Raw genomic sequence first — 25,839 nt, 5'->3', positions numbered from 1 at the left:
ATAAGTGCAGACATGACACAAGGGGTGCTGCACGAATGCTCGAATTAACGGATTTGACAAAGAAGTACGGCGATTTTACCGCTGTCAATCATATATCACTGCGCGTCGAAAAAGGCGAGATATTCGGTCTGCTGGGACCAAACGGCGCCGGTAAATCAACAACGGTGTCGATGATCAGCACCGTGCTCCCGCCAACGGGCGGAACAATCTGCATTGACGGAACCTCATTACAGGAGCAGCCTGCGGCCATAAAAAAAGTGATGGGAGTCGTCCCGCAGGAAATCGCTTTATATCAAGCGTTAAGCGCAAAGGATAATTTGGCTTTTTTCGGGGGTCTGTACGGACTTTCCGGTAAGGAACTTTGTAAACGGGTTGATGAAGTGCTGGACATCATCGAATTACAGGAACAGCGACATCAAAGGGTATCTGAGTTTTCAGGCGGCATGAAAAGACGGGTGAATATCGGGGCCGCGCTAATGAATGAACCTAAACTATTCATTTTAGATGAACCGACCGTCGGAATTGATCCGCAATCCAGACACCATATTCTTGAAACCGTGAAGACGTTAAATCAAGAAAAAGGGATGACCGTCATCTATACGAGTCATTACATGGAAGAGGTCGAATACCTCTGTGAAAAAGCGGCGATCATGGATCACGGCTCAATCATTGCCTGCGGGACGAAAGACGAATTGAAGCAGTCAGCCAAAGCCTCTGATACCCTGATCGTGAATGCAGAGGGGCTGAATGATGACGCCGTTAAAAAAATCCGCCGCATTTCCGGTGTTGCCGAGGCTGCTGTCAGCCAGCAGACCATTACGATGCTCGTCTCTGCGGCAGATCGCAATATCCTTGATATTGCGGATGATATCAGGAAAACCGGTATCACCATTAAAGGCATTCATTTCGAGGAAGCCAATCTGGAAAGCATTTTCCTCCGGCTCACCGGCAAAACGCTGCGGGATTCATAGGGGGCGTCATGAAAATATTATTCAGGCTGATCTTATTAGATTTTCGGTTATTGGCCGGAGCAAAGTCTTTCTATATAAAACTGATTCTGTTTCCGGCACTGATGATTTTTATTTTAGGAACGGTTTTTCACGGCGATTCGAAAGTGAAGCCATTTCAGACCGCGTTTTATAATGCGGATCACGCGGAGAGTTCTTTGGGCGACGTATTAAAGAATGACGTGCTGAAACAAACTGATCTCATCCGTGTAAAAGACATAGGCAGTTACCAAGAAGGGAAACAGCTTGTCGAAAGCGGTAAAGTCTCCGTTTTTGTATACGTGCCGAAAGGCTTTGCAAAAGCGGCAGAACACAATGAAAAAACAAGTATCAAAGTCATCTCGGACCAACAAGGCTCTGTAAACGGAGACATTGTGGAAATGATGGCCGATTCGTTTGTCACCAGAGTAAAAGCGGAGATCAGTGAAGAAAAAGCGGTGCTGAAGCAGTCGGGACATCTGTCAAAGGGAGATGCCCGCAAAATCATCAGCGGCCTTTCGGGTGAACAGGCTGTCACCATTCCGAAACAGTCGGCCGGCAATCATGCGGCTCCGATTGATGCGATGCAGTATTATTCAATCGCAATGGTCGTCATGTTCTCCATTATGACCGCGTTTGCGCTCATTCACGGGATAGTGGAAGAGAGACAGCAGCACACGTTATTCAGAATCAAATCAATGCCTGTTTTACGTATCCAGTATGTGGCGGGTAAGCTTTTGGGAATCATGCTTGCCATCCTTATGCAAATGGCTGCCGTCATCATCGCAAGCAGCATCTTGTATCAGGTAAAATGGGGCAATTTGTTTGAAATATTGCTGGTTACGATTGTTTATTCATTTGCGATCGGCAGTATCGTGCTTCTTTGGGGGTTTACTGCAAAAAACCACGAGACCGTCTCAAGCATGGCGGCTCCCATTTTATACGGATTCAGTTTTTTAGGCGGAAGCTTTATCGCAAAAGACAGCTTGCCTGACAGTTTGAGAATCGTGCAGGAGCTGATACCGAACGGCAAAGCGATCAACAGCTATGTCAGTGTCACGCAGCATGCCGGTCTGAGCGGTATTTCGACGGATTTGGCAGAGCTTGCCGCCATCGGCGCCGTGTTTTTATGTTTGACCATCTGGGTGTTTAAACGGAAGGAGGCTGTTTCATGACGCAGCTGTTATTCATGATCAGACATCAGCTGAAACTGATGCTGCAAAATCGGGCTGCCATCTTTGCGACGATTTCCGCCCCGCTCCTTCTCACATATTTCTTTTCCTTTTCTGCGGATGGCAGTCAGCAGAAGGAAGTATATGTAGCTGATAAGGATCAGAGCGCCTATTCAGCGCAATTTATGAAAATGATTCAGACAGCCGGCCATATAAAAGTCACGAAGGTCACGGAGGACGTATTAAAAACAAAGGTTAATCATCAGGATATTTCCTTCGGATTGCTGATCGGCTCTCATTTTGAAGAAAAATTATTTTCCGGAGATGAATTGAACGTTTCATTTATTCAGAATGAAGAAAAGGGTGATGCTGTTTTGACAGAGCAGCTGATTGCGCAGCAGGCGGGCGCGCTGAAAAAAATAGTCCGCGATGCAAAAGTGATATCCCGCACGCTGCACACCGACGGGAAGCAGGCGGCAGCTGATCTCTTGAAGGATATTCAGGGGCATTCTGCCGTCAATGTTGACCGCCATCACGTTTATGAAGGCGGACAGGCAGCCGACAGACTTATCGGATTTTTAGTGATGTTTATCTGGTTTGTTGCAGTCCAAAGCCTGCGATCATTTATAGATGAACAAGAAAATCATACATATGACAGATTGCTGAGCACACCCGTTTCCTATACGGCATATGCAATCTCTAAGTTTGCGGCGGCGTATCTTTTCGGTCTTCTCCACATTATCGTGATCCTCGCTGCCGGAACATTCATGCTGCATATCCGTTTTGCTGATCATGTTTTTGCTGCGGGAGCGGTGCTTGCGGCCTGCTCGTTTGCGCTGACTGCTGTAACGATGGCCGTGATACCGTTCATGAAGAGCCAAAAGCAATTCACGTCGCTTGCTTCCGTTTTTATAGCTGTCACGGGTTTATTGGGAGGGGCTTTCTTCACATTAGACGCGGCTCCGGAGTACATGCGCATGCTGTCGTTGTTTACTCCTGAAAAATGGGCGATCGGCGTATTTCAAAACAATGGCGGAGGCAGCATGCAGATCGTGCCGCTGAGCCTGTTTCTTGCTGCCGGTGCAGCGTCATTGGTCTTATCACTCTATTTGATAAACCGTAATATGAAAAAACACAGTTAGGAGGATGGCTGCTTTGTATATGGCAGAAATCATCGGAATCATAGAAATGCTCGCTGGAGCCGCAATGAACCTATGGATCGGCTGGCTCGGAAAAACCTTTTTCGGTAAGGATGACAGAAGTTCAAGAGTCGTGTTAAGAATCTGCGGCATCTTTCTCATAATCAATGGCGTTTCCAGAGCGTTTCATATCTAGTTCACAAAATATTCCGGACTCTTTTATGAAATGTAATCTTTTTCCTTGTAAATCGTGTAAAATAGTATAGGATTCTACGAAAAGAATAAGAGGGGGAAGAAACATGAAAAAGAGACTCGTTATGCTATTCGCGGCGGCCGCCGCTGTTTTGTTGCTTGTGAGCGGGTTGTGGGCTCCATCAGCGTCTGCGGCGCCGGCTCCTGCTTTAACACAAATCCGTATTATCGGTGTGACGTCTGACGGTCAGAGTTACCAATGGGAAAATATCGGGCCGAACCAAATCAGCGCATCAAAACCGATGAAGGGTACAACGGGTTATTTAGCCGTATATTTCCAAGGGTATCCGAACAATAACACGATCCAGGCATTTAACAACGGAACGAATATTACAAATCTTACGTCAAAAGCGCTGGAAGATGAATATACGAAAAACGGCAATATCGTTACAGGCTACATTAAATATTACAGTGTTCCTCTTTCTTATGTCAGTTCAGGAACGTTCTCTTTCTCCGCAACGGGGCTGAACGGGCCGTACACGCCGTTAAGCAGCGGATTTTTCTCCATTCAGGTACAGAGTTAAAACAGCCGCCCGGTGCTTTCATGTATAGTTTTTCTCTCTTTCCGGGAAGCTATTCCTATAGAAAAGGGAGGGCTTACATGATGGACAGGACACTCGGATATTTGCGCGAGTCGCTTTCGAACCACTTGGAGCATGATGTGTGCCGAGGGATTTATAAAAACCTTCAGGTGAAGCATTATGCAAATGAGGGCGAGTTTGTGAAAGATCTAAATGATTTGGAAATGGACGCGCTGAATCAGGTGCTTGAAAAGGAAATCAAATATGCTGAGAACGAGCAGGATGAGAAGCGCACGATGGAATTGAATGAAGTATATGAGCTCCTGTTTTAAAAAGCCTCCCGGCGGCCGGGAGGCTTTTTATTGTTTCGGAAACAGTTTACAGAATCATCCAACCCTTTGTATAATGGATAGTTGTGAAAAACACAGACGGAGGAGAAACATGAACGAAATAAAAAAACAGACGGTTCTTGAGTTGTCATCGGTTGAAAAAGGTTTGGTTTTTCTGGTGCCGCCATTATTTGGGCTGGTCATCGGATGGTTTCTGCCGGTCATTGCGAAGTGGGCCGTAACATTGGATTGGCTGCCTGTTATCGGGCCGCTGGAAATGATCGCTTCTTTTCACGGATGGAAGGCTGCGGCTGTCATCGCCGTTATCGGCTTAATCGGGGGAGTGTGGCTGACGCGGACTGTTTTTAAAGAATGTCTTACGGCGGTCGTGACGGACAGCGAGGTGTCCTTAACCATATATAATGAAGAAAGCGTGTTTTCGAAAGACAGCATTTCCGGTGTGTTTACGGATGAGAAGCATCTTGTCTTATTAGGCACTGAAGGACAGGAGCTTTTTCGGGAGAAGCTTGAGCCGGCGGTTGAAAAAGCGGCTGATGCGTTTCGCGCGCATGGGTATGTCTGGCTGGGGACGGAAGATCCTTTTAAAGAAGAATACAAACGGTGGGTGCCGGACACGCCGGATTTGGAGCCAGGGGCAAATGCTCTTTTAAAAGCGAGAGAAAAGGCGCTGAAAGAGGAGGAAAAGGCTGATGCGAAAGAACTGAAAGCGGAAATATCCAAACTGGGCATTACCGTGCGGGATAAAGGCTCGCGCCAATATTGGCGGTTCTATCAAACGCCGTCTGCATAAAAAAGCTGCCGCCGTTTGATACGGCCGGGCAGCCCGGGAACAGATTATTTCTTCTTGTCATCATAATATTGAACCGGGTACATGGAGCCTTCGGATACCATTTTGTTATCTTCAATATCTTCGGGATGCGGGTTGCCTGCTTTGTTGACGGGGAATGATTCAATATCCTGCTTCCCGGAGAGCGATGTTTTCATATTGCGGATAAAGTTCATCACCTTTTGGCGGTTTGATTTATCTTTGAGCAGGTAGGAAGTCACTCCGACAGTCGACACGGCAAGTCCTGAAATGAGCAGTTTTTGTTTCACGATAAAAACTCCTTTCTATTTCTGGCTTGCAGTAGTTATTCCCGCTTAACGGCTGTTTAAACATCGGAAGGTTAATTTTGGCTTGCCGCTTTAATGCGATAAAGATTGACAAAACTATTTTCAGAATAATATTATAAATATATGATAGCGCTGGAGTCATATTTTAATTGAAAGGTGTTAACTTTATGAATCAATTACATCGCAGAATGGGAACGTTTGCACTCATGATGGTCGGACTTGGGTCGATGATTGGCTCCGGCTGGTTATTCGGGGCGTGGCGGGCGGCTCAGATTGCGGGACCTGCCGCAATTATTTCCTGGATTATCGGTATGATCGTTATTTTGTTTATCGCACTTTCTTACAGTGAATTGGGTTCAATGTTCCCGGAAGCCGGGGGAATGGTAAAATATACTCAATATTCTCATGGATCATTTATTGGATTTATCGCAGGATGGGCAAACTGGATTGCGATTGTTTCCGTTATTCCGGTGGAAGCGGTTGCGTCTGTTCAATACATGAGCTCATGGCCGTGGGAATGGGCAAAATGGACAAGCAATCTCGTTCACAACGGCACTCTTACGGGAGAGGGGCTCGGCTTCGCATCCGTATTACTGATTATTTACTTTTTACTGAATTATTGGACAGTTAACTTGTTTTCAAAAGCGAATTCATTGATTACCATCTTTAAAATCATTATTCCGGGGCTGACAATCGGAGCGCTGCTGTTTACCGGTTTTCACGGCGAAAACTTCACATCCGGTTCAAGCATTGCGCCGAACGGCTGGGCGAGCGTGCTGACGGCGGTGGCCACATCAGGTATCGTATTTGCGTTTAACGGGTTTCAAAGCCCGATTAACATGGCCGGAGAAGCAAAAAATCCCGGCAAATCGATTCCGATTGCGGTTGTCGGTTCGCTGCTGGTCGCAACCGTCATTTACGTCCTATTGCAAATCGCATTTATCGGTGCGGTTGAACCTTCCATGATCGTTCACGGCTGGAGTCACCTGAACTTCAACTCTCCATTTGCCGATTTGGCGATCGCATTGAATATCAACTGGCTTGTCATTATTCTTTATGCGGATGCGTTCGTATCTCCGTCAGGAACGGGTATTACTTATACCGCTACGACGTCCCGCATGATTTACGGCATGGAAAAAAATAAATATATGCCGAGCATTTTCGGAAAGCTTCATCCGCTGTACGGCGTGCCGCGCCAAGCGATGATTTTCAACCTGGTCGTATCGTTTATCTTTCTGTTTTTATTCAGAGGATGGGGCGTGCTTGCTGAAATCATTTCCGTTGCGACGCTGATTTCTTATATCACGGGTCCCGTGACGGTGATGACGCTGCGGCGGACGGCGGCGGATTTGTACCGGCCTCTCCGTCTGAAAGGCCTCAGCGTGGTTGCACCGCTCGGCTTCGTGTTCGCGTCTCTCGTGCTGTATTGGGCGCGCTGGCCGTTAACAGGGCAGGTGCTGTTTATCATTTTGATCGGCCTTCCGATTTATTTCTACTACCAAGCGAAAGCGAAGTGGAAAGGATTCCGCAGAAACTTTAAAGGCGGGGTCTGGATGGTTGTCTATCTGCTCAGCATGATGGTCATTTCATGGCTCGGAAGTGAAAAATTCGGCGGTCTGAACATCATTCCGTACGGCTGGGATATGGGGCTGATCGCAATCGTTGCCCTTGCCTTCTATGCGTGGGCGCTGAAGAGCGGATTCAAGACTGAGTATTTGAAAGACGCCAAAGCAATCAACGATCAATTAAAAGGCGGACAGGCGGAAGCCGCTGCCGGAAAAGAATAATGATTGATAAAAACCTTGCGGGAACGTTCCCGCAAGGTTTTTTGATCGGGCAAAAAAACATGGGTTCGATACAGACGTGACGATGAATGAGAAAGCCTAACGACAGGCAACCAAGGACAGTATTCTTTTTTCTCATGATTTCTCCGCCTTATCAATAACTGTCTTCCATATTAAACAATGAATGTAAAAGATATGTTAGGCAACTATTAATCTTTTATGTTTCTTCTTCTTCATGCTTCATCTTTTTCCTGTACTCCAAAGTCAAAGTTTTAGAGACAAAACAAATAATTAACCATAGAATAAATACAGTACGTAAGTTGAGATTACAATAATTGTATAATAAATTAAAATATAGGAGAATAAATAAATAGCAGGAGGTAATAAGTATGAAAACGCGAAAATTATGACTGGGCGTCTATCCAAGAGACATCAGAGATTCCAATTATACAAAAACTATTAAAACATTTAGATGAATTATTTTCACTCCCTAAGTTTATTTAGGGAGTCATATTATTTTAAGGAGAGAGATTATATTTGAACAAGATTAAGTGGCTTATTATAATTGCGGTCATAGTATTAATAGGTATATTTATATGTATTGGAACTTTTAAATATACTAATTCAGTTTCTAATGTTAAACAAACTGAAAAAGAAAAGGAAAAGTATTTCTTGAATGATAAAATTGCAGCTATATATTATTCAGCTACAATAGATTATCCTAAAGATGGGAGTTATACTGTATACATTGATGAAAAAGGAGCAGCAACAGCTGTAAAAGGAGATGCTATTGAGGTTGGAACCATTGCACAAGATGAAAAAAACATAGTTAGACAGGACAAAAAAGAAGTTTATATGATAGGCGATAACTTTAAAAAATTCCCGATGCAACATCAAGTACATACAAGTTATGGGCAGTCATCAGGCCATTTAAGAAAAGAAAATATCTTTTATTTTTTGAATAATCAAGGAGTCGGTGAAAACCATTATAATAGTTTAATCAGATGGGGTAACGGCAGTGGATTTCATGAAAAGATTATTCCGGGTTTCTATACAAGTACTGGTAATGACGGTGAATATATTTACGTGATAAATGAAGATTCTTCAATTAAAACACCGACTTTTCAGGGTATTAAAATAGATAAAGATAAAGTTACAGTAGGGAAAGGAACAACAATTCCTATATTAAATGAAGAAAATTGGAGTGTTTATTCACAAATAATAGTTAAAAAAAGCTCAGCCTTTTTTATACTATATAACCAAACGGATAAATCAAACAAAGTACAATTCAAAGTAGCAGAAATTGATTTAAAGCATAAAAAGTTTAAAGGGGCATATCCTTTAGGCAGTTATCATATCCCTGATGAAATTTCTCAACTGGCAATTCCTCTTTCCACTAATAACTTTTTTGTGAAAAATGACACTTTATATCATTTGGCAGCTAATTCAATACTTTATACTTTCGATCTGAAAAGTATGAAGCCGGGAAAAAAAATCCCGTTAAATAGGTCGACAAAATTTGAAAACCAAGCAAAATTCACTTATTTTGATGAGTCTGAAATTTTCTTGTTAGAAATAAGCAAGGGTGGGAAATATGTGATTAATTCTTACTCTTATAAAAACGGAAAAAAATTAAAATCTACTCCTATCAGAGGACTTGAAAAAATTATTAACAATACCCATGTTTCTGAATATGACTTTTTTATGATTAAGAAAAACAAAGAAGTATGGGGTGATTAGATATAAATCGCTAGACAGCTGAGTGAGTATATTTAAAGGGAAATTAAATTCACAAAGGAGAATAATAATGGATGAGCTAGATCTTGCTTTTGGTATTTTACCACTTTCTATTATCGTCTTATCGATTATATTCACTTATATTTTCAAAAAAGTCTATATAATGCCGCTTGTCAGTATAGTTGTTTCAGTCATATTAATGTTCACTGTTTTTAATCTATCCTTCTGGGGATGGGTGGTTGTCTATGGTTTAGTATCACTTGTATTATCGTCTATTACAAATAGTATAAGAAAGAAACTAGATAATAGAAATAAATAATTATATTCCTTTGTTTAAAAAGGTATCACAAGTAATTCATCATTACAGTGATACCTTTTTACAATTAAGGTGAGTCTCAGCCTTTTAATAATATGCTCCGCCCGCTACATAACCCATGATGGCGTTTGCATTATTGGGCAAAAAACATGGGTTCGGCATCATCCCCGAACCCATGCTGGCTTTATGATTTGTATTCTTTTTTAACCTTTTGGAATATATCCGCATAGTTGGTAAACACACCGGTTACGCCCCAATTCAGCAGACGGCGCATGTCCGCCTCGCTGTTTACGGTGTAAGGATGAAGCAGAAGGCCGTGGCTGCGAATGTTTCGGACATTTTGAGCGTTCAGCGCTTTGTAATCCGGTCCGATTCCGACGGCATATGTTTTAATGTCCGTTAAATCTGCGTCAGTCATTGACGTCATCTGTTCCGCTTCAAGCAATTGGACAGCGGGAAGTTTCGGATCGAGCTGTTTGATTTTCAGAAGGCTGTCCCTGCTGAAAGACTGAATGATAACTTGTCCAAGTTTCGCATGCTTACCTGCCAATTTGTATTTTTTCAGTGAAGCGATCAGTTTTTCTTCCATACCCGGATATGTTTCGGGCGCCTTTGTTTCAATATAATAGTTTGCATGTCTGCCGAACCGTTTTAACACGTCATCAAGTGTGGGAACGCGAAGTCCGGCGTATTGCGGTTTTGCTTTTTCCGGATAGGCCTTATTGAACCAAGAGCCGGCGTCGAGCTTTTGAATCTCGGCTAATGTATGATCCTTCACCCAGCCTTGTCCGTTTGTGGTGCGGTCCAGTTTTTCATCATGCATGACGATCAGCTTGCCGTCTTTTGTCATTTGTAAATCCAGCTCAATATAGTCAGCCTTCATTTTTTGCGCAGTTTCATAAGAAAGGATCGTGTGCTCCGGGACATACCCCGAAGCACCGCGATGGGCAATGGTCAAAATTCTGTCAGGAGACAAGAGGTTTCCTTTTCCCGCCGCCGATACAGGCGTGACGATGAATGACAATAAACCGAATGAAAGCAATACCAAAGCAAACAATTTATGTTTCCGCATGTTTTCTTCCCCCTTAAAAATCAATATCTGTCTCTAGTGTAGAAAATCGTTGTAAATGCTGTACTGCAAAAATATTAATCTTTTATGTTGTTTTCTTACACATGCTCCGCCCGCTTGCCCGTATTCCACGTCATAGCCAAGAAGACGATGGACAGCACGCATGAGGAGATAAGCATGATAAAGCCGCCGTTCCAGTCAAAGCGGTCTACGACATAACCCATGATGGCGTTGGCGAAAGCAGAGCCTCCGATGTAGCCGAAAAACCCGGTTAAGCCGGCTGCCGTTCCCGCCGCTTTTTTAGGCGCAAGGTCAATGGCCTGAAGCCCGATCAGCATGACAGGTCCATAGATTAAGAAGCCGATGCTGATCAGCGCGATATTATCGATGAGCGGATGACCGGCAGGGTTAAGCCAGTAGACCAATACAGCGATAAATACGCCGGCCATGAACAGTACGCCTGCCGGCGCGCGGCGGCTTTTGAAAAACCGGTCGCTGATCCAGCCGCACAAAATCGTTCCCGGAATTCCCGCATATTCATAAAGGAAATAAGACCATCTGGAATCTTCAGGAGAGAACCCTTTCGCTTCCGTCAAATAAGTCGGCGCCCAGTCAACGACACCGTACCGTACGAAGTAAACAAAGACATTGGCAAATGCGATATACCACAGAAACTTATTATTCAGCACGTATTTGAAAAGAATTTCTTTGGTCGTCATCTCTTTTTCCTGGTCTTTGAACGCATGTTTCGGATAGTCATTCCGGTATTCTTCAATCGGCGGAAGCCCGCAGGATTGCGGCGTGTCCCGTACGAGAAGAACAATCACAAATGAAATGACGATGGCGATAATCGCCGGAAAGAAAAACACGCTTTTCCAAGTAACAAACATGGCGATGCCGAGAGTCACGAGCGGGGCGAGAATACCTCCGCCTATGTTATGGGCGACATTCCATATCGACATTTTCGTGCCGCGTTCACTGATGGAAAACCAATGAGCCATCGTCCGTCCGCAAGGCGGCCAGCCCATTCCTTGAAACCATCCGTTAATAAACATAAAAATAAACATAATCGTCACGCTTGACGTGACCCACGGCATGGAAACAAATAAAATGTTTACCACACCTGACAAAAACAGACCCGTCGCAAGGAAATATCTCGGGTTGCAGCGGTCAGACACCATCCCCATAATAAATTTACTGAAGCCGTAAGCGATTGATACGGCCGCAAGCACCAAGCCAAGTTCCCCTTTTGAAAACCCTTGTTCCTGAAAATAAGGAATAGCGAAGGCAAAGTTTTTGCGAAGCAAATAATACCCGGCATACCCGATGAAAATCCCCAAAAATACTTGCAGCCTGAGCCGTTTATAGGCCGCATCCGTCTTTGAATCATCCAATCTCTCAATATGCGGAGCCGGCTTAAACAATTGAAACATCATATCCTCCCCTTTGCTGAACGTCTATCATGATGTATGTATGACTCCTTTCCTTGAAAATGACAAAAAGAACCAGAAATCACCCTTGTGAAAGGGCGGGGTTTCCTGGTTCTCCTCATCTCCATCCAAAAATCATTAACTTGTGTATGATAGCGCTTTCTTAAATTATCATAGTCTGACGTGAATGTAAACGCTTTAAGGAAAGTTTTCATTTTTTTGAATAAATAACCGGAGGGAAAATCAGCCGGAGCGCGAAAGATTTGAAGTACTCGATTTTGTACTCAGGCATAAGATGTGTTAGGCCGGACTAAGAAAAGCGAAGGGAGTGCATCTGTTGATTGATGAATTGGATTTTGCGTTCGGTGTTCTGCCGCTTTGTATCATCATCTTGTCAGTCGCCGGAACGTACCTGTTTAAAAACGCGTTCATTATGCCGGCTGCCGCTTTGGCCGTTTGCCTTATATGCACCTTTACCGTATTGAATTTCTCGTTTATCGGGTGGGCCGTCGTGTATACGCTTGTCTCTTTCGCGTTATCGCATATTACGATGGTGGTGATCAGCCAAAATAAAAAATAGGATCGGCGGCAGCCGATCCAGCTATCATAAGCAGAGATGCGCTCTCTGCTTTGTTTTATTTATGAATGTGCAGGAATTCCTTGATGACCGCGGTCTGTTCTTCTTTCGGATAGCTTCTGTACAGATGGCTGGTTAAGCGGACGGGGTCACCGAAGAAGTACCGCTCATATTGTGTCTGTCTTGTTCCGAAGGGGCTCATGGTCAAATCCCATGCGAGGCGGAACACTTTTACCCGGTCCTCAGCGTTCAATTCGGCCGCCTGCAAATATTGGTCAAGGTCTCCTCTGATGTCAGAACGGAACGCTTTTTCAGTCGGCAAAGTCACCATTCCGCTTGCCCCGATCAGCTGAATGATTTCCGTGAAGCGCGGGTAGATGTCGGGAAAAATCGCGCTGACCACACGAAGCGGAGTGACACTCGGACGCATATAACCCCATTCATCTGTTTCCGCATCATTCTCCGACTTTTCCAAAAGGGCTTTCATCGTTTCCAGACCGGTGATGATTTCAGCCATCTTAGCCTGAATATGCTGATATTCGCCCACATCTATCGCTTCGACAAGCGTTTGGGCGAGGCCCAGGAGAAACTCCGTCTTTACAATTTGTCTCGTGATGACTTGATGAAATGCGAAGGCGTTAAAAGAGCTTTTCATATTAAAATCAAAAGCCGCCTCGTAATTATTATAAAAAAATACGCGTTCCCAAGGGACCAAAACGTGATCAAATACAACGATAGAATCCATTTCTTCATATCTTGAGCTGAGCGGATAATCAAACGATGATTTTCCGAGTACGAAAGATTCCCTGCAGATGAATTTTACTCCCTTTGTATTGGAAGGGATTGAAAAAGCGAACGCTTCATCCGATTCAAAATACATTTTAGGCAGAGAAACCACGAGCACTTCATCCGTCAGGCCGCCTTGTGTGGCTAAAATCCGGGCGCCGTGTATGATGAGGCCTTTTTCATTTTTATCGACGACTTTTGCCGAGATAGGTGTCGGCGATACGTTTACACCCATTTGTGAACGATTCACCTGAGGGGTGATAAACGTGTGCGTAAAAGAAAGATCCTGTGCAGCAGCGCGTTCGTACAGCGCTTGAACATGTTCCGGAAAACAATGATCGCGGTCTTTCAAAAGCGCGGCAGAGGAGGCGAAGCTCATCAGCACGGTATTCATATAATCCGGGCTTCGTCCCATCATTCCGTGCGTGTGTCTGGCCCAATGTTCGAACATGTTTCTTCTTCTTTTTACGTCTTCTTTCGTTTTCGGCTGCAGGTATGAAAGCCCGGCCCGTTCTTTTTTACCGGGAAGACTGTAAGTCATTTGATCTTTCATGTCCGGTTTCGTTTGCAAATCATAAAGAGAGCGCTTCGTTTCCAGAAGGCCCTTAAATGCGGGATGTTCAGAAATCTGTCCCTCGATCTTTTCACCATCAAGCCAAATCTCATTTCCAAGCTGATTTAATCGGTCAATGAACATTTTTCCATTAATGATACCCATCATGTCGCCCTTCTTTCTTTGCAGATCCACTACCTCATTATATTGAAAACGAAATTGGGTGTTCCGGTTATTTCCAAAGGGGAAGAGCCTTTTTGAAGGGGGGTGAAGGGATTGCATAATAAAAAAACCCCTTAAGCAGAGGGGTTTTTAACTGATCATGTCTTTGTATCGTTGTTCGAGGACAAAGTCTATCATTCCGGTGATACGGGTGTTTTCAGATTTTTGTCTGAAACGGTCAGACACTTGGATTTTTCTTGAAAACGGAAATACAGCAATAACCCAAACAAGGCCGGCCAGGCCGAAAACCATCTGCAGAGCCATTTCAATTAAATCATTAAAATGAGTGCTGAAAAAAAAGATATATAACGTGATGAATGTGACTGTACATACGATTTTGACAGTATGTTGGAAGGTGAGGGGCGGTTCAGTGAAACACATTTTCATTTGATTCAGTGTGAGCGAATCTTGTTTCATTAAGTATGTAAGCAGTTCTTTGTCATTTTGACTTCGCGGAATCAAATCGGTTTCTATTTTTTGAACGGTTTCCTTGTATGTCTGCATATCAATCTTCATGCGAATCCTCCTTTAGAAATAACTCCAAGAATACTCATTGAGCATTCCTGGAGCAAGGAGCTGCCTGTTCAATTATAGAAATAGTGATAAAACCGTGCTGAACAAGGCTGCAGCTCCTCCTAATTCAGGTGCTAAAACGACTAGAGCACCGATCCCTACAATAACAATAATTCCTGCGCCTGCAATAGCCATGGTATTCACGACAGAATCCCAATCCGGAGAGTACACTTTTTCGGAATCCGGCAACCTGAAGCTCTTTTGTTTTATTTTAAATGTAATGGTAGTTGTTAGTCCAGTTGTAGCACTGTCACCGACCGGAATATCAGGTGTATAAATTTTAAATTGAATATTCAGCGATCCCGCAGCCGGATTGACATACACTTCTAAATAACCGTTGCGGACTGACAAGCTCAGACTGTTAAGCAGGTTTTGATAGGAATCAATTTGTGATGCTGTAAAAGAGACTTGTGAATCCCCCATCAGACCGGTAATATAAGCTCCCGGTTTGCCATTTGTAATGGTAACTGTGTTGGGAGAACCTTCGCTTGGCACTGTTGCCAAAAGTGAAGTAGATAAAAGAATATCCATTTCAGGTGATGCATAAATGGTTTCTGTCTTGTCGAATTCAAACATGGCATTCGCAAGATTCGATATATTTTCTAAAGCAGGAATGGTTGTTAAAATATCCGTCAGTGTGCGCAGTCTTGCATCATACACAGGATCAGAAGGCGGATGGACGCTGCTTACACCCGAGTCTTTTCCGGAGTATCCGTCTTTGTCAATGGCGACTTTTCCCGCTCCGCTTCCGATCGTTCCTTCATAAAATTGATCAAAAGCCCAGTTTTTCGGCATCGGGTATCCGAGGTTGCCGCTGAATCCGGTCGACATGTTAGCCGTAAAGCTATATTTGGTCAGACCTGCTTCTGACGTCCGGATACAAATGTTTCTCGGTCCGTATACCCCGATTTCATATTTCGGCGCAGTTGAGAACGCCTGCATTTTCATAAAAGCTGACTTGATTTCTTGAAAGTAAGGGATGATTTTATCCGTGACTTCATAATCATACGCATCGAAATCGACCGCAAAGTAAATGGTCGTTCCTGACGGAAAACCTAATCTTCGGGCGGCTGATGCAGCGCTGTACGCATCTCTCGTTCCTTGGTCTTTTACAAAATAAGAAGATTTATAGCCGCCGTCCTGATAAATCGGAAACACGCTTAAGCCGGCATTGAAAATCGTGGAAAGTTCTTTTGACGTCAACGCTTTCGATGTCAGTCCGCTGCTTGTCCGCACATTCCCGGTCAGATATCTTCCCACGATCTTATAGCCATTCTCACGCAAAGTTTTGGCCGTATCTGCCGTCAAAATGGCAGCGGTGTCACAAGCTGAAGCAGCCCGTGTTGTGTCGCCTGAGCTTGATAATAAAGCCTTAATCGTCGGCATGTCCGCATAACCGGTCTGCGGCAGGCACATAAACTTTTGGAAAGCTTTCACTGCCGATACAACGCCGACGCCGTATTTTCCGTCGAATTCACCGGGATCAAACGCTTCCCCATTACAGTAAAGCGCGTATTGAACAATTAAAACAAAGCCTGTCCGTGAATCGCCGGGAGTCAAGGTAGGGCATAAGCTGGTCGTCCCGTTTCCGAAAAATCCATTGGCGACGCTTGTGCTCATGCCTTCTTCTTTTTGCAGGGCATAAATGAGAGCCTTGTTTGTATCGCGGGCATATAAGCCGTCACAAGGCATCAAGCCGATGTAGTCATTGTAATCCCGGTTCAGGTTCTGCTGGATTTGGCGGATTCTTTTGTCGCCTCCCGCTACTAATCGAAAAGCGCTCATATCCAGCAAGGCTTTCATAATGAGTGCCGTGACGATGCCGTCTTGCTTAGTGAGCCCGGCCGCTTTTTGAAACTCTTTTACAGCGCTTTCGGTATTTTCATAGAAAACGCCTGAAAATCCGCCGGGGTTAAAACCTTTACACCACAGCGCCCCTTGCAGAATGTAATTCATGTTTGTCGGCTTAGAATCGGGAGCCTGCTTTTTCAACGGCTTAAACAATCTTTGTGTCGTCGGTCCGAAGTTATCGGCAGGTTCTGAAATACCAAGCTCAATTTGAAGCGCCCGTGTCAGACCGTAAATGGTATCCCAGCCCGTTTTTCCGTTTTCCGGCACTTTGTTGTACCCGTGTCTGCCTTTGTACGTCTCATTCAGCCATTGTTGTGTTTCCAGGACCATTTCGTCCATTGCAATCCCTCCATTATGTGTATTGTGCGTTCATTCATAGGTGGCAAACGTATGACAGTTTGTCATGGGTGCAGGGGTTTATCCAAGGAGAGCCCCATCACAGCAGCAGAACAAACGCCGAAAGAGAGGCATTGATAGGAAAAGACCTCGCTATGACAATTGATACAAAAACAACAAAATGAATAGCGGTTTAAAGTAACTTTATCACTTAATCAAAAATGACAAGAATCATAAGTAGTAGTCATATAGTCATTTTAAGGGCTGTTCACATCTCTTCCTGCAGTCAAAATGGTTAGTTGGACGGATTTATGATTGGCTATATTGTCATTAACATAAATAGGGTAAATAGTTACAGGAAGGAAGGATTTTCTCGATGAAAAGCAAAAAGATTTTTAAGTCGCTCATCATTATTTTTACTCTTTTAATCAGCGGAATTGGTTTTATGGGTTTTTCTTCTCCGCAAAAAGCAGAGGCTAAAGACTGGCTTCATACTTATAAAAGCGGGTATTTCACTAACTATGTGATCAATACATATCACCCTAAATTCACTAAAACGACAAAAAAGTACACCTTGAGAGCCGTGACTTTTAAATCCAACAGTAAAGGGAAGGGCACGTATAAAATATACGTCCAAAAGCAAGTCAACGGCAAAGGTGCCTGGAAAACAATCAAAACCGCCAATGCAAAGAAAAATGGAACGACTTATTTTGAAACACCTTCGTTGAAAAAAGGGGATTCATACAGATTTAAATTGGTCAATCAGGGTTCGAAAAAACGTGTCAATTATAGTGCAAGATGGATTGTATTCGCTTCATAATGCTGATCTTCCGGTCTATAAAGTTTTAGCTGCTGCAGCTGCGGCAGCTTTTTATTTTGTCCGGAGCTCAACCGCCAGGGAGCCCGCACCTGTCTATTCGGACGTGCGTTTGTATTTCACCGCATCATTCTGGATTATGCGGGAAGGTACATCGCTTCAATGATAAGCCAATCCCGGGTTCTTTTGATTCGTTTGAAAATGTTCTGATATAAAAAAGGCGTGCCGCGGTGTAAAATGGCTATATTGATAAATATGGAGGTTGAGATGGATCAAGATTATATGACTGAGCTTGTCTCAGTCCAGCTGAAGAAAATCCGGTCGGAGAGAGGCTACACACAGGAGAAAATGGCGGATGTGATCGGCCTTTCTAAAAAGTCGCTGGTGCAGATTGAGAAAGGGCGGGCGCTTGCGGAATGGCCGCATGTTGTGGCGGTTTGCGCGCTTTTCAGATCAAGTGAAACACTGCAATCCGTATTAGGAGATGATCCGCTGGAGGTCATTGAAACGGTTGCTCACCGCACAATTGACAGGCCGAAGGGGAAGACGATGGGCGGCAAGGTGTGGTGGAAAGCCATCGAGAAAAAAGGCGAGTTCCGCTTGCAGCAGCATTTGATTTCCCACCATTACCGCATCCTTGATTCTTATGATGATCTGTGGTTCAGCAGTTTTGAAAAGGCAGAGGCTTTGGAGCGGCTTGATGAGCTGTTTTTGGAGGCGGAAGAAGCGAAGCGCTGAGCACCTCCGGTTGATGTATTTTCTGACAAGTGGGAAAATATATATAAATTCCAGCCAAAGGAGAGATTCGAATGAAGCCTGAAGATATCGTCCGAAGCGGCCCGAATCAGTACATATGCAAGGAAGGAATCGCAAAAGAACTTCCGGGGCTGCTGGAGACATTCAGAAAACCCGTTATTGTGACCGGAATCAAATCCTATCAGGCGTTCTCCGATTACAGCGGCGGTTCTTCCTGGGATGTGATTCAGCATAAAGGATACTGTTCACCTGAGGCGGTGCGTAAGGTCTGTGAGCAGGCGGAAGACGCGGATGTGATCATCGGTATCGGAGGCGGCACGATATTGGATTTGGCAAAAGCGGCGGCAGACCGGCTTGATATTGAAGCTGTGATGGTTCCTTCCATTGCGGGGACGTGTGCGGCAAGTACGCCGTTGAGTGTCATATATGATGAGAGCGGCAATTTTATCAGAGTTGATTATCATAAGCGTTCAAGCTATTTGACGCTTGTTGATCCGCTGTTTTTGCTTTCCTCTCCCATTGAATATATGAAAAGCGGGATCGGTGATACGCTGGCGAAATGGTATGAGGCCGAGGCGGTCATCAGAAATACGGAGGAGGCGGCGCCGCTGATGGCGCAGGCGGGGCTGAGACAGGCGGAATATATCCGTAATCTGTTATTGCGTTACAGTGAAGCGGCCGTCGGAAGCATGGAGAAAGGCGAGCTGTCCGTGCCGTTCATCCATACGGCGGAAACGATCATTATGCTTGCGGGAACGGTCGGCGGGTATGGCGGCCGTTTGTGCAGGATGGCAGGGGCGCATGCGGTCCACAACGGACTCAGTTTTCTTCAGGAGACACATCAGGTGCTGCATGGCCAGAAGGTTGCTTACGGCATATTGGTGCAGCTCGCGCTTGAGAATCGGAGACCTGAGATTGAAGAGCTGCTTCCGTTTTACCGCCGGCTCGGTTTCCCCGTCAGTCTCTGTGATCTCGGCATCCTTGACAACCATGAGGAAGCCAAGCGCCGCATTGCTTCTCACGCCTGCCGGGCGGAAGAATCGTTATGCTTAATGGGGCAATATCGCGAGAAGGATGTGTCAGCTGCGATTGAATCGCTCGAATCAGCGCAAAAGACAGGATAGAGCTTGTTATCTATCTTGTCTTTATTTTTTGAATATTTCCGTTATAATGAGTGGGGTATAGAAAGGGAGGGGCCAAAGGACATGTATCAGGCGAAGAAGATGTTGTTATTAGGATCAGGCGAGCTGGGGAAAGAAGTCGTCATTGAAGCGCAGCGGCTCGGGGTTGTCACTGTAGCCGTTGACAGCTATGAGCATGCTCCCGCCATGCAGGCCGCGCACAAAAGCTATGTGATTGATATGCTTGATAAAGCGCAGATCAGAGAAGTCATTGAGAAAGAAAAACCGGACTTGATCGTGCCGGAAGTGGAAGCCATTGCGACGGATGAGCTGCTGAAGCTTGAGGAAGAAGGTTTTCACGTCATTCCGAATGCGCGTGCGGCAAAGCTGACGATGGACCGTGAAGGCATCAGACGGCTTGCGGCAGAGACGCTTCATCTTCCGACTGCCGGCTATGAATTCGCGAATACATATGAAGAATTTAAAGAAGCGGCGGAAACAATCGGCTTTCCGTGCGTGGTAAAACCGCTGATGAGCTCTTCCGGAAAAGGGCAAAGCGTGTGCCGCTCGGCTTCCGGGCTGAAAAGCTGCTGGGACATGGCGATGGAAGGCGGCCGGGTGAAAAACGGCCGGGTCATCGTTGAGGAATTCATTCCGTTTGAATCAGAAATCACTCTTCTGACAGTGCGCGCGGCGAACGGTACGTCCTTTTGCGCGCCGATCGGACATGAACAAAAAGACGGTGACTATATTGAATCATGGCAGCCTCATCATATGACGGAACAGCAGATCAAAGAGGCGAAACATATTGCGAAAAGCATAACGGACGAGCTCGGCGGATACGGTTTGTTCGGGGTGGAGCTTTTCCTTACTGAAGATAAAGTATATTTCAGCGAGGTGTCTCCCCGTCCGCATGATACGGGGCTCGTTACGCTTGTAACGCAAAATTTGTCAGAGTTTGCGCTGCATGTCCGCGCGGTATTGGGATTCCCGATTCCGGAAATCACTCAGCTGTCGCCGGGGGCAAGCCGTCCGCTGAAGGCGCCAAAAGAGCTTGCTGATTACGCGGTTGAAGGTTTGGAGAAGGCTTTGGGGGTAAAAAGCACTCAGGTCCGCGTATTCGGTAAACCCGTCACGAAAGTTGGACGCCGTATGGCGGTTGCGCTTTCTGCAGCTGAGACCGTTGAAGAAGCCAGAGAAAGAGCGGCCGAAGCACTCAGTCATTTATCAATTACATAAAATGATCTTAAAAGGCGTTTTTACCGTAATGGTAAGGCGCCTTTTTTGTTTGGCAGACTATATACTGGAAAACGGGGTTGTGAGATAATGTATGAGGCCGTTTTGTGCCGGCTTTTTAATTCATGAAACTTTTTATGTCCGCAATCGTTATATGTAATGTTCTCATTTCACGGAGAAGGAAATAACAATACATCATACGGCTTTTCATTCATCAAGAACGGACAATCCGGATCGCGGCATGGAATATTTAAGCAGGGTAATCCGGAATAGAGGAATCCATGATTGCTTACCTTAATATGAACGGCGAAAAAACAAAAATCACCAGATTAGATTGTTCAAATAACACCAAATGCTGTATAATAAAAGAATTTGAATGATAGCATTGAAAGAATTTCATTTTATGTTTCCGTAAAATGGAGCCTTTATGCATACGCAGTCCGATTTGATATGGTTTTAATTGGAGGTTTGTGTAAACTGTGAATTATATACCTAGTATGATTACAATTGGAAATTTTATTTGCGGGCTCTTATCGATTCATTCCCTTTTGTATCATAATATACACTCTGCGGTGATTTTTATTTTCACCGGGATGTTTCTTGATTTCTTTGATGGTTTGGCCGCCCGTAAGCTGAACGCGGTATCGGAGATGGGAAGGGAGCTTGACTCTTTTGCTGATCTCGTGACGTTCGGCGTTGCGCCGTCCATGCTCGCTTACAGTGTTTCACTATATACGATTCCGTTCATCGGAATTTTAATCGCGCTTTCCTACAGTATCTGCGGGATGATCCGTCTTTCCAGATTTAATATTGAACAAAGCAAGCTGCCGACGTTTATCGGGATGCCGATTCCGTTTGCGGGTATGTGTCTTGTCATTTTGAGCTTTATCAATAACGCATTTCTTCTGGGGGCGGGAACGATCGCGCTCGGTTATTTAATGGTCAGCAACATTAAATTTCCGCACTTTAAAAAACAGGCGCCTGAAAACCTGGAGAGCAGAAGATGGAATTAGTTCAGCAATTAATATCCGATTACGGATATATCGCGATTTTTCTTATGCTGACACTCGGTATTATCGGATTGCCTATTCCGGATGAAGTCATGATGACGCTTGTGGGCTACTTCGCTCATTTAAACGTGCTGAATTACGGGCTCTCCATTCTGATCAGCTTTATCGGAGCGCTCCTTGGGATGATTATCAGCTACTTCATCGGCAGAAAAGCCGGCCGGCCGTTTATTAATAAGTTCGGGAAATGGGTCGGCCTGAAGGAAAAGAGGATGGAGAAAGTAGACAGGTGGATGAAGAAGTACGGGCCGTACACCATTATTTTAGGTTATTTCATCCCCGGCATCAGACACGTGACCTGCTACTTTTCCGGAATCGGCAGAATGGAATTCAAAACCTACTTATGCTTCGCCGCCATCGGAGCGTTTTTATGGTGTTTTATTTTTATTACTATAGGAAAATTCATAGGAGTAATCAATGTTTAATACTGCCGCTAAAGTTCTTTACCGTTCATTGATTGAACTGACTAATAATCGATTGACGTCTTATCTCATTAAAAACTTCTGTGAATCGAAACTGAGCAAGCCGATGATTCCGCTGTTTTCCAAACACTATCGCATCAACTGGAATGAAACGGAACGTACGGCTTCTGACTTTGATTCACTGGCGTCATTTTTCATTCGTGATATTAATTTGAATCTCCGCCCCGTGGCAAAAGAGAAGAACGCCATCGTCAGCCCGGTGGACGGTGTCGTTCAGACGGTTGGCATGATTAAACCCAATCAAACTTTCATGGTAAAAGGGAAGGATTATTCGTTCGCCGAACTGACGGGGTTTAAAAGCGCCGATCACAAGTATAACGGCGGGTGTTTTGCCGTGCTTTATCTGAGCCCGAGACATTACCACCGCTTCCATTCTCCCGTCAGCTGCACGTATCAGAAGCTGGCCGAGCTGGGGAAACGCTCCTATCCCGTTAATACGATGGGGTTAAAGTACGGGAAAGACGTGCTCTCAAAAAATTACCGTTATGTGTACGAGCTGACCCATGCTGACCAGCAGATGCTCATGATTCCGGTAGGTGCGATGAATATTAACTCGATCGTTCAGACAAACACCGGAAACAGGCTTGAGACGGGGGAAGAGCTGGGCTATTTTTCATTTGGATCGACCGTTATTTTAGTATTCGAGAAAGATATGTTTACCCCTTCGGATAACCTGACTGAAGGCCGTGAATTACAGGTCGGCCAGATCATCGGTTATGCGGAGTCACAGGAGGAGGCGTCCGCTTTATAAAAGCTGCTCCTCTTTTTTATATGGTGTAAGGAAGTGAACATTATGGAAGAAAAGGATTTGGCAAAGCTGATAGAGCAGTACCAGCATACAGGGGATCAGCAAATTCTTGAAGCCGTGCGGGACGCATGCCGGCCTGTCGTTGAGGCACTCATCTCAGAACTGGCTGAAGACAGCGCCGATCTTTTGCGGGCAAAAGGCCGTGACCGTTTTCCGTTTATTATCGGCAAGTATCAGACCGCGGCCGGCCTTTCGCTTGAGACCTTTTTGCGCAATACGTATCGGTTTTATTTTCAGCAGGTTTTAAAAGGCGAAGCGTGACTGGAAGAAAGAGTCCGGACGGAAATGTTCATCTTTCGCCCGTTTTCCTGTATGATATAGTAGAGTGTGCGATCATTAATATAATTGAACAGGGTGTATAAATCATGGAAAAACAATATAGAGTTTTACTTTATTATAAATATGTAAAGATTGATGAGCCTGAAGAGTTCACGGCTCAGCATTTGAAGTTTTGTAAGGAGCTCGGTCTGTTAGGCCGTATTTTGATTTCTGAGGAAGGCATTAACGGTACGGTGTCCGGAACGGTTGAACAGACGGAACAATACATGAATGCGCTGAAAGCTGATCCGCGCTTTGCCGACATGCCGATCAAAATTGACGAGGCTGACGGACATGCATTCCGCAAAATGTTTGTGCGCCATAAAAAAGAATTGGTGACGCTTCGTCTCGAAGATGATGTTGATCCGAATGTCACGACGGGCAAGCATTTGAAACCGAAAGACTTTTATGAGCAAATGCAGGATCCTGACACGATCGTGATCGACGCCAGAAACGACTATGAGTATGACCTCGGTCATTTCCGCGGAGCGGTCAGACCTGATATTGAGGCGTTCCGTGAGCTGCCGGACTGGATTGAAGAGCATAAAGACATGCTTGAAGGCAAAAAAATCCTCACGTACTGCACAGGCGGCGTACGCTGTGAAAAATTTTCCGGCTGGCTGCTGAAGAAGGGCTTTGAAGACGTGTCCCAGCTTGACGGCGGTATCGTCACTTACGGTAAAGATCCTGAAGTGAAAGGGCAACTGTGGGACGGACAGTGCTACGTGTTTGACGAAAGAATCAGCGTACCGGTCAACCGTGTAGAGCACGTTATCATCGGAAAAGATTATTTCACGGGCGAGCCGTGCGAGCGTTATGTGAACTGCGCAAATCCGGCATGTAATAAAAAAATGATCTGCACACCTGAGAATGAATACAAATACATGCGCAGCTGCAGTCACGAATGCCGTACGAACGAACGTAACATGTATGTGAAAGAGCACGAAATGACTCAGGAAGAAATCAATGAACGCCTTGCTTTGATTGAACAAGAGGATCATGCGGCGATTGATTAATAGAAAAGACCACCAATAAGGTGGTCTTTTTTGTGTTTACATACTTTCTGTCCGGGCGGTCTGGTCTGCCGTGACGGGTCCTTTATATTTGAATGCTTTTTCCCACTTGGACACGACAATGCAGGCGACCGCATGGCCGGGCACGTTAACGCCGGTTCTCGCCATGTCCATGACGCGGTCGACACCGGCAATGATGGCGACGCCTTCCGCGGGGAGACCGACGGCATTCGCTGTCGCCAGAAGCACGACGAGTGAGCCTGACGGGACGGCGGCAATGCCTTTGCTTGTCATGACGAGCACAAGCATCATCAGAAGCTGCTGAGAAAGCGGCATTTCCACATGAAACGCCTGCGCCAGAAAAATACAGGACACCGATAAATAGAGGCTTGAGCCGTCACAGTTCAGCGATAAACCTGACGGAACCACAAAGGAGACGACCCGCTTCGGACAGCCGTATTTCTCCATCCGATCCATCAGCTGAGGCAGAATGGTTTCTGTGCTTGTCGTGGAGAAAGCGATCAAAAACAGATCCCAAATCATTTTCAGCACTTCAAAGTATTTGATTTTAAAGATAAGCCCCACGATCGGAAACAGAACGAAGAGTATCAGGAACAGCCCGAGGAACACAGTGCCGATCAGCTTCAGCATCGGAAGCAAAAGCGCGATTCCGAATTGCCCGACAGAGGCGGCCATAAGGGCGAGAACGCCGATCGGAGCGGTGACCATTACCATTTGCGTCAGCTTGAACATAATATTTGCCGTGGATTCGAAGAAACTCATGACAGGTGCGGAGGCTTTGCCGATGCCGGCTGCGGCAACACCGAATAAAATCGCGAAAAAAATGACGGCGAGAAGATCGTTTTTCGCCATGACGTCAATGATGTTAACGGGGATAATATCAAGAAGCATTTGTTTCAGGTCGACTACTTTTTCCGTATAGCCGGAAAGCTCGTGAATATCTTTTTTAGCAAGATGAGAGAGGTTAAGTCCGACTCCCGGCTTCAGCACGTTCGCCAATAACAGACCGAGCGCCAGAACAAGCGTCGTAATCACTTCAAACCAAATAATCGTTTTGATGCCGAGACTGCCCATCTTTTTCATACTGCCGCTGCCGGCGGCTCCGATAACAATGGTCGAAAACACAATCGGCACGACAATCATTTTAATCAGGCGGATAAATCCGTCTCCGACGGGCCGCAGCGCCATCCCGAAATCCGGGAAGAAGTGGCCGATCAATGCTCCGATGGCTAAAGCGATCAAAATCTGGAATGCGATAAATTTTTTCAAGCGAATCCCCCTTTTACTTGCGCATTTCTTACGTAATTCGTGAAGCAGTCGGCAACCACCTTCCTATCCGCCATAAATTTGTCACATGATTGACTGTGCGAAAGAAAGGATTGCTTTACATTATGTAAGCGTAATCATTTAATATGACAGAAAGTCCTCATTGA

Annotated in this window: 27 protein-coding genes and 2 pseudogenes; 21 read left to right on the top strand and 8 right to left on the bottom strand. The window is 45.2% G+C overall.

Annotated features, from left to right (window positions below):
- The first annotated feature begins 35 nt into the window (after positions 1–35).
- From ABK447_RS19665 to ABK447_RS19635, 7 genes are all read left to right on the top strand, one after another.
- Positions 36–971: an ABC transporter ATP-binding protein gene (locus ABK447_RS19665; RefSeq protein WP_094031453.1), complete on the top strand. Its 936-nt coding sequence runs from the start codon at positions 36–38 to the stop codon at positions 969–971.
- 8 nt (positions 972–979) lie between these two features.
- On the top strand, positions 980–2,161 hold the full coding sequence (locus tag ABK447_RS19660) for an ABC transporter permease (protein ID WP_094031454.1): 1,182 nt from the start codon (positions 980–982) through the stop codon (positions 2,159–2,161).
- The gene (locus ABK447_RS19655; RefSeq protein ID WP_094031455.1) at positions 2,158–3,300 is read left to right on the top strand and encodes an ABC transporter permease; all 1,143 of its coding nucleotides are present in this window, start codon (positions 2,158–2,160) and stop codon (positions 3,298–3,300) included. The genes ABK447_RS19660 and ABK447_RS19655 overlap by 4 nt, the downstream gene beginning before the upstream one ends.
- A 13-nt stretch (positions 3,301–3,313) precedes the next feature.
- On the top strand, positions 3,314–3,493 hold the full coding sequence (locus ABK447_RS19650; protein WP_060675261.1) for a hypothetical protein: 180 nt from the start codon (positions 3,314–3,316) through the stop codon (positions 3,491–3,493).
- A 103-nt stretch (positions 3,494–3,596) separates the two neighbouring features.
- The gene (locus ABK447_RS19645; protein WP_007408988.1) at positions 3,597–4,073 is read left to right on the top strand and encodes a DUF4879 domain-containing protein; all 477 of its coding nucleotides are present in this window, start codon (positions 3,597–3,599) and stop codon (positions 4,071–4,073) included.
- Between the two features lie 80 nt (positions 4,074–4,153).
- Entirely contained in the window at positions 4,154–4,402 is a 249-nt protein-coding gene (locus ABK447_RS19640; protein ID WP_094031905.1) for a sigma-G-dependent sporulation-specific acid-soluble spore protein CsgA, read from the top strand.
- 109 nt (positions 4,403–4,511) lie between these two features.
- Positions 4,512–5,210, top strand: a complete 699-nt coding sequence (locus ABK447_RS19635; RefSeq protein ID WP_094031456.1) for a hypothetical protein — start codon at positions 4,512–4,514, stop codon at positions 5,208–5,210.
- A 44-nt stretch (positions 5,211–5,254) separates the two neighbouring features.
- Here the strand turns inward: ABK447_RS19635 and ABK447_RS19630 are convergent, their stop codons facing one another.
- Positions 5,255–5,515 (bottom strand): hypothetical protein, encoded by a 261-nt coding sequence (locus ABK447_RS19630; protein WP_003156732.1) that lies wholly within the window; start codon positions 5,513–5,515, stop codon positions 5,255–5,257.
- A gap of 185 nt (positions 5,516–5,700) precedes the next feature.
- Here ABK447_RS19630 and ABK447_RS19625 point away from each other — a divergent pair, with 185 nt between their 5' ends.
- The 3 genes from ABK447_RS19625 (at position 5,701) to ABK447_RS19615 (ending at position 9,373) form a co-directional block, all read left to right on the top strand.
- Positions 5,701–7,320, top strand: coding sequence for an APC family permease (locus ABK447_RS19625; protein ID WP_094031457.1), 1,620 nt, complete (start codon positions 5,701–5,703; stop codon positions 7,318–7,320).
- Between the two features lie 534 nt (positions 7,321–7,854).
- Positions 7,855–9,057, top strand: coding sequence for a hypothetical protein (locus tag ABK447_RS19620; protein ID WP_099320031.1), 1,203 nt, complete (start codon positions 7,855–7,857; stop codon positions 9,055–9,057).
- Between the two features lie 67 nt (positions 9,058–9,124).
- A complete protein-coding gene (locus ABK447_RS19615; protein WP_041482172.1) occupies positions 9,125–9,373 on the top strand; it encodes a DUF2651 family protein in 249 nt (82 codons plus the stop codon).
- 181 nt (positions 9,374–9,554) lie between these two features.
- On the opposite strand, the gene ABK447_RS19610 is transcribed toward ABK447_RS19615, so the two are convergent.
- Both ABK447_RS19610 and glpT read right to left on the bottom strand, forming a co-directional pair.
- Entirely contained in the window at positions 9,555–10,442 is an 888-nt protein-coding gene (locus tag ABK447_RS19610) for a glycerophosphodiester phosphodiesterase (RefSeq protein ID WP_007408993.1), read from the bottom strand.
- Positions 10,443–10,537: 95 nt separating this feature from the next.
- On the bottom strand, positions 10,538–11,872 hold the full coding sequence (glpT, locus tag ABK447_RS19605) for a glycerol-3-phosphate transporter (protein ID WP_003156725.1): 1,335 nt from the start codon (positions 11,870–11,872) through the stop codon (positions 10,538–10,540).
- 334 nt (positions 11,873–12,206) lie between these two features.
- On the opposite strand from glpT, the gene ABK447_RS19600 reads away from it, so the two are divergent.
- Entirely contained in the window at positions 12,207–12,449 is a 243-nt protein-coding gene (locus ABK447_RS19600; RefSeq protein ID WP_007408994.1) for a DUF2651 family protein, read from the top strand.
- A gap of 55 nt (positions 12,450–12,504) precedes the next feature.
- Here the strand turns inward: ABK447_RS19600 and hpaB are convergent, their stop codons facing one another.
- The 3 genes and pseudogenes from hpaB to ABK447_RS19585 all read right to left on the bottom strand — a co-directional run.
- Complete coding sequence (gene hpaB, locus ABK447_RS19595; RefSeq protein ID WP_025284162.1) at positions 12,505–13,950, bottom strand: 4-hydroxyphenylacetate 3-monooxygenase, oxygenase component; 1,446 nt, start codon at positions 13,948–13,950, stop codon at positions 12,505–12,507.
- Between the two features lie 147 nt (positions 13,951–14,097).
- On the bottom strand, positions 14,098–14,523 hold the full coding sequence (locus ABK447_RS19590) for a hypothetical protein (protein WP_072588752.1): 426 nt from the start codon (positions 14,521–14,523) through the stop codon (positions 14,098–14,100).
- A 72-nt stretch (positions 14,524–14,595) separates the two neighbouring features.
- Positions 14,596–16,050, bottom strand: a pseudogene (locus tag ABK447_RS19585) (glycoside hydrolase domain-containing protein); the annotation flags it as partial.
- On the opposite strand from ABK447_RS19585, the gene ABK447_RS20970 reads away from it, so the two are divergent.
- A complete protein-coding gene (locus tag ABK447_RS20970; protein WP_373431979.1) occupies positions 16,017–16,145 on the top strand; it encodes a hypothetical protein in 129 nt (42 codons plus the stop codon). The pseudogene ABK447_RS19585 and the gene ABK447_RS20970 overlap by 34 nt on opposite strands.
- Before the next feature lie 286 nt (positions 16,146–16,431).
- Here the strand turns inward: ABK447_RS20970 and ABK447_RS20965 are convergent.
- A pseudogene (locus tag ABK447_RS20965) lies at positions 16,432–16,536 on the bottom strand (peptidoglycan-binding protein); the annotation flags it as partial.
- 607 nt (positions 16,537–17,143) lie between these two features.
- Between ABK447_RS20965 and ABK447_RS19580 the strand changes: the two are divergent.
- The 9 genes from ABK447_RS19580 to ABK447_RS19540 all read left to right on the top strand — a co-directional run bounded on the left by ABK447_RS19580 (position 17,144) and on the right by ABK447_RS19540 (position 24,388).
- Positions 17,144–17,587, top strand: a complete 444-nt coding sequence (locus tag ABK447_RS19580; protein WP_025284165.1) for a hypothetical protein — start codon at positions 17,144–17,146, stop codon at positions 17,585–17,587.
- Positions 17,588–17,851: 264 nt separating this feature from the next.
- Positions 17,852–18,322: a helix-turn-helix transcriptional regulator gene (locus tag ABK447_RS19575; protein ID WP_003156718.1), complete on the top strand. Its 471-nt coding sequence runs from the start codon at positions 17,852–17,854 to the stop codon at positions 18,320–18,322.
- 71 nt (positions 18,323–18,393) lie between these two features.
- On the top strand, positions 18,394–19,464 hold the full coding sequence (locus ABK447_RS19570) for an iron-containing alcohol dehydrogenase family protein (RefSeq protein ID WP_061581726.1): 1,071 nt from the start codon (positions 18,394–18,396) through the stop codon (positions 19,462–19,464).
- 81 nt (positions 19,465–19,545) lie between these two features.
- Positions 19,546–20,700: a phosphoribosylglycinamide formyltransferase 2 gene (purT, locus tag ABK447_RS19565; protein WP_094031459.1), complete on the top strand. Its 1,155-nt coding sequence runs from the start codon at positions 19,546–19,548 to the stop codon at positions 20,698–20,700.
- Between the two features lie 476 nt (positions 20,701–21,176).
- Positions 21,177–21,710, top strand: a complete 534-nt coding sequence (gene pssA / locus ABK447_RS19560; RefSeq protein ID WP_007409002.1) for a CDP-diacylglycerol--serine O-phosphatidyltransferase — start codon at positions 21,177–21,179, stop codon at positions 21,708–21,710.
- The gene (locus tag ABK447_RS19555) at positions 21,701–22,189 is read left to right on the top strand and encodes a DedA family protein (RefSeq protein WP_003156711.1); all 489 of its coding nucleotides are present in this window, start codon (positions 21,701–21,703) and stop codon (positions 22,187–22,189) included. Before pssA ends, ABK447_RS19555 begins: the two co-directional genes overlap by 10 nt.
- Complete coding sequence (locus ABK447_RS19550) at positions 22,182–22,997, top strand: phosphatidylserine decarboxylase (RefSeq protein WP_094031460.1); 816 nt, start codon at positions 22,182–22,184, stop codon at positions 22,995–22,997. The genes ABK447_RS19555 and ABK447_RS19550 overlap by 8 nt, the downstream gene beginning before the upstream one ends.
- A gap of 42 nt (positions 22,998–23,039) precedes the next feature.
- A complete protein-coding gene (locus ABK447_RS19545; protein WP_007409004.1) occupies positions 23,040–23,315 on the top strand; it encodes a hypothetical protein in 276 nt (91 codons plus the stop codon).
- A 104-nt stretch (positions 23,316–23,419) separates the two neighbouring features.
- The gene (locus tag ABK447_RS19540; RefSeq protein WP_007409005.1) at positions 23,420–24,388 is read left to right on the top strand and encodes a rhodanese-related sulfurtransferase; all 969 of its coding nucleotides are present in this window, start codon (positions 23,420–23,422) and stop codon (positions 24,386–24,388) included.
- A gap of 36 nt (positions 24,389–24,424) precedes the next feature.
- On the opposite strand, the gene gltP is transcribed toward ABK447_RS19540, so the two are convergent.
- Positions 24,425–25,675, bottom strand: coding sequence for a glutamate-aspartate/proton symporter GltP (gene gltP / locus ABK447_RS19535; protein ID WP_007409006.1), 1,251 nt, complete (start codon positions 25,673–25,675; stop codon positions 24,425–24,427).
- Positions 25,676–25,839 lie beyond the last annotated feature (164 nt).

The organism is Bacillus sp. hwrm1 (assembly GCF_040207805.1).
In the GTDB taxonomy this organism is placed as follows: Bacteria; Bacillota; Bacilli; order Bacillales; family Bacillaceae; genus Bacillus; species Bacillus velezensis.
Note: the sequence above shows the minus strand (reverse complement) of the source record. Positions and strands in the feature narration are given on the sequence as shown.

Bases quoted from the DNA above. Each gene is read 5' to 3' on its own strand.
- hpaB (WP_025284162.1), bottom strand. From the start codon at position 13,950: ATGGGTATCATTAATGGAAAAATGTTCATTGACCGATTAAATCAGCTT.
- ABK447_RS19625 (WP_094031457.1), top strand. From the start codon at position 5,701: ATGAATCAATTACATCGCAGAATGGGAACGTTTGCACTCATGATGGTC.
- ABK447_RS19635 (WP_094031456.1), top strand. From the start codon at position 4,512: ATGAACGAAATAAAAAAACAGACGGTTCTTGAGTTGTCATCGGTTGAA.
- glpT (WP_003156725.1), bottom strand. From the start codon at position 11,872: ATGTTTCAATTGTTTAAGCCGGCTCCGCATATTGAGAGATTGGATGAT.
- ABK447_RS19640 (WP_094031905.1), top strand. From the start codon at position 4,154: ATGGACAGGACACTCGGATATTTGCGCGAGTCGCTTTCGAACCACTTG.
- ABK447_RS19645 (WP_007408988.1), top strand. From the start codon at position 3,597: ATGAAAAAGAGACTCGTTATGCTATTCGCGGCGGCCGCCGCTGTTTTG.
- purT (WP_094031459.1), top strand. From the start codon at position 19,546: ATGTATCAGGCGAAGAAGATGTTGTTATTAGGATCAGGCGAGCTGGGG.
- ABK447_RS19575 (WP_003156718.1), top strand. From the start codon at position 17,852: ATGGATCAAGATTATATGACTGAGCTTGTCTCAGTCCAGCTGAAGAAA.
- ABK447_RS19590 (WP_072588752.1), bottom strand. From the start codon at position 14,523: ATGAAGATTGATATGCAGACATACAAGGAAACCGTTCAAAAAATAGAA.
- ABK447_RS19550 (WP_094031460.1), top strand. From the start codon at position 22,182: ATGTTTAATACTGCCGCTAAAGTTCTTTACCGTTCATTGATTGAACTG.
- ABK447_RS19540 (WP_007409005.1), top strand. From the start codon at position 23,420: ATGGAAAAACAATATAGAGTTTTACTTTATTATAAATATGTAAAGATT.
- ABK447_RS19580 (WP_025284165.1), top strand. From the start codon at position 17,144: ATGAAAAGCAAAAAGATTTTTAAGTCGCTCATCATTATTTTTACTCTT.
- ABK447_RS19615 (WP_041482172.1), top strand. From the start codon at position 9,125: ATGGATGAGCTAGATCTTGCTTTTGGTATTTTACCACTTTCTATTATC.
- ABK447_RS19655 (WP_094031455.1), top strand. From the start codon at position 2,158: ATGACGCAGCTGTTATTCATGATCAGACATCAGCTGAAACTGATGCTG.
- ABK447_RS19610 (WP_007408993.1), bottom strand. From the start codon at position 10,442: ATGCGGAAACATAAATTGTTTGCTTTGGTATTGCTTTCATTCGGTTTA.
- ABK447_RS19665 (WP_094031453.1), top strand. From the start codon at position 36: ATGCTCGAATTAACGGATTTGACAAAGAAGTACGGCGATTTTACCGCT.
- ABK447_RS19555 (WP_003156711.1), top strand. From the start codon at position 21,701: ATGGAATTAGTTCAGCAATTAATATCCGATTACGGATATATCGCGATT.
- ABK447_RS19545 (WP_007409004.1), top strand. From the start codon at position 23,040: ATGGAAGAAAAGGATTTGGCAAAGCTGATAGAGCAGTACCAGCATACA.
- ABK447_RS19660 (WP_094031454.1), top strand. From the start codon at position 980: ATGAAAATATTATTCAGGCTGATCTTATTAGATTTTCGGTTATTGGCC.
- ABK447_RS19570 (WP_061581726.1), top strand. From the start codon at position 18,394: ATGAAGCCTGAAGATATCGTCCGAAGCGGCCCGAATCAGTACATATGC.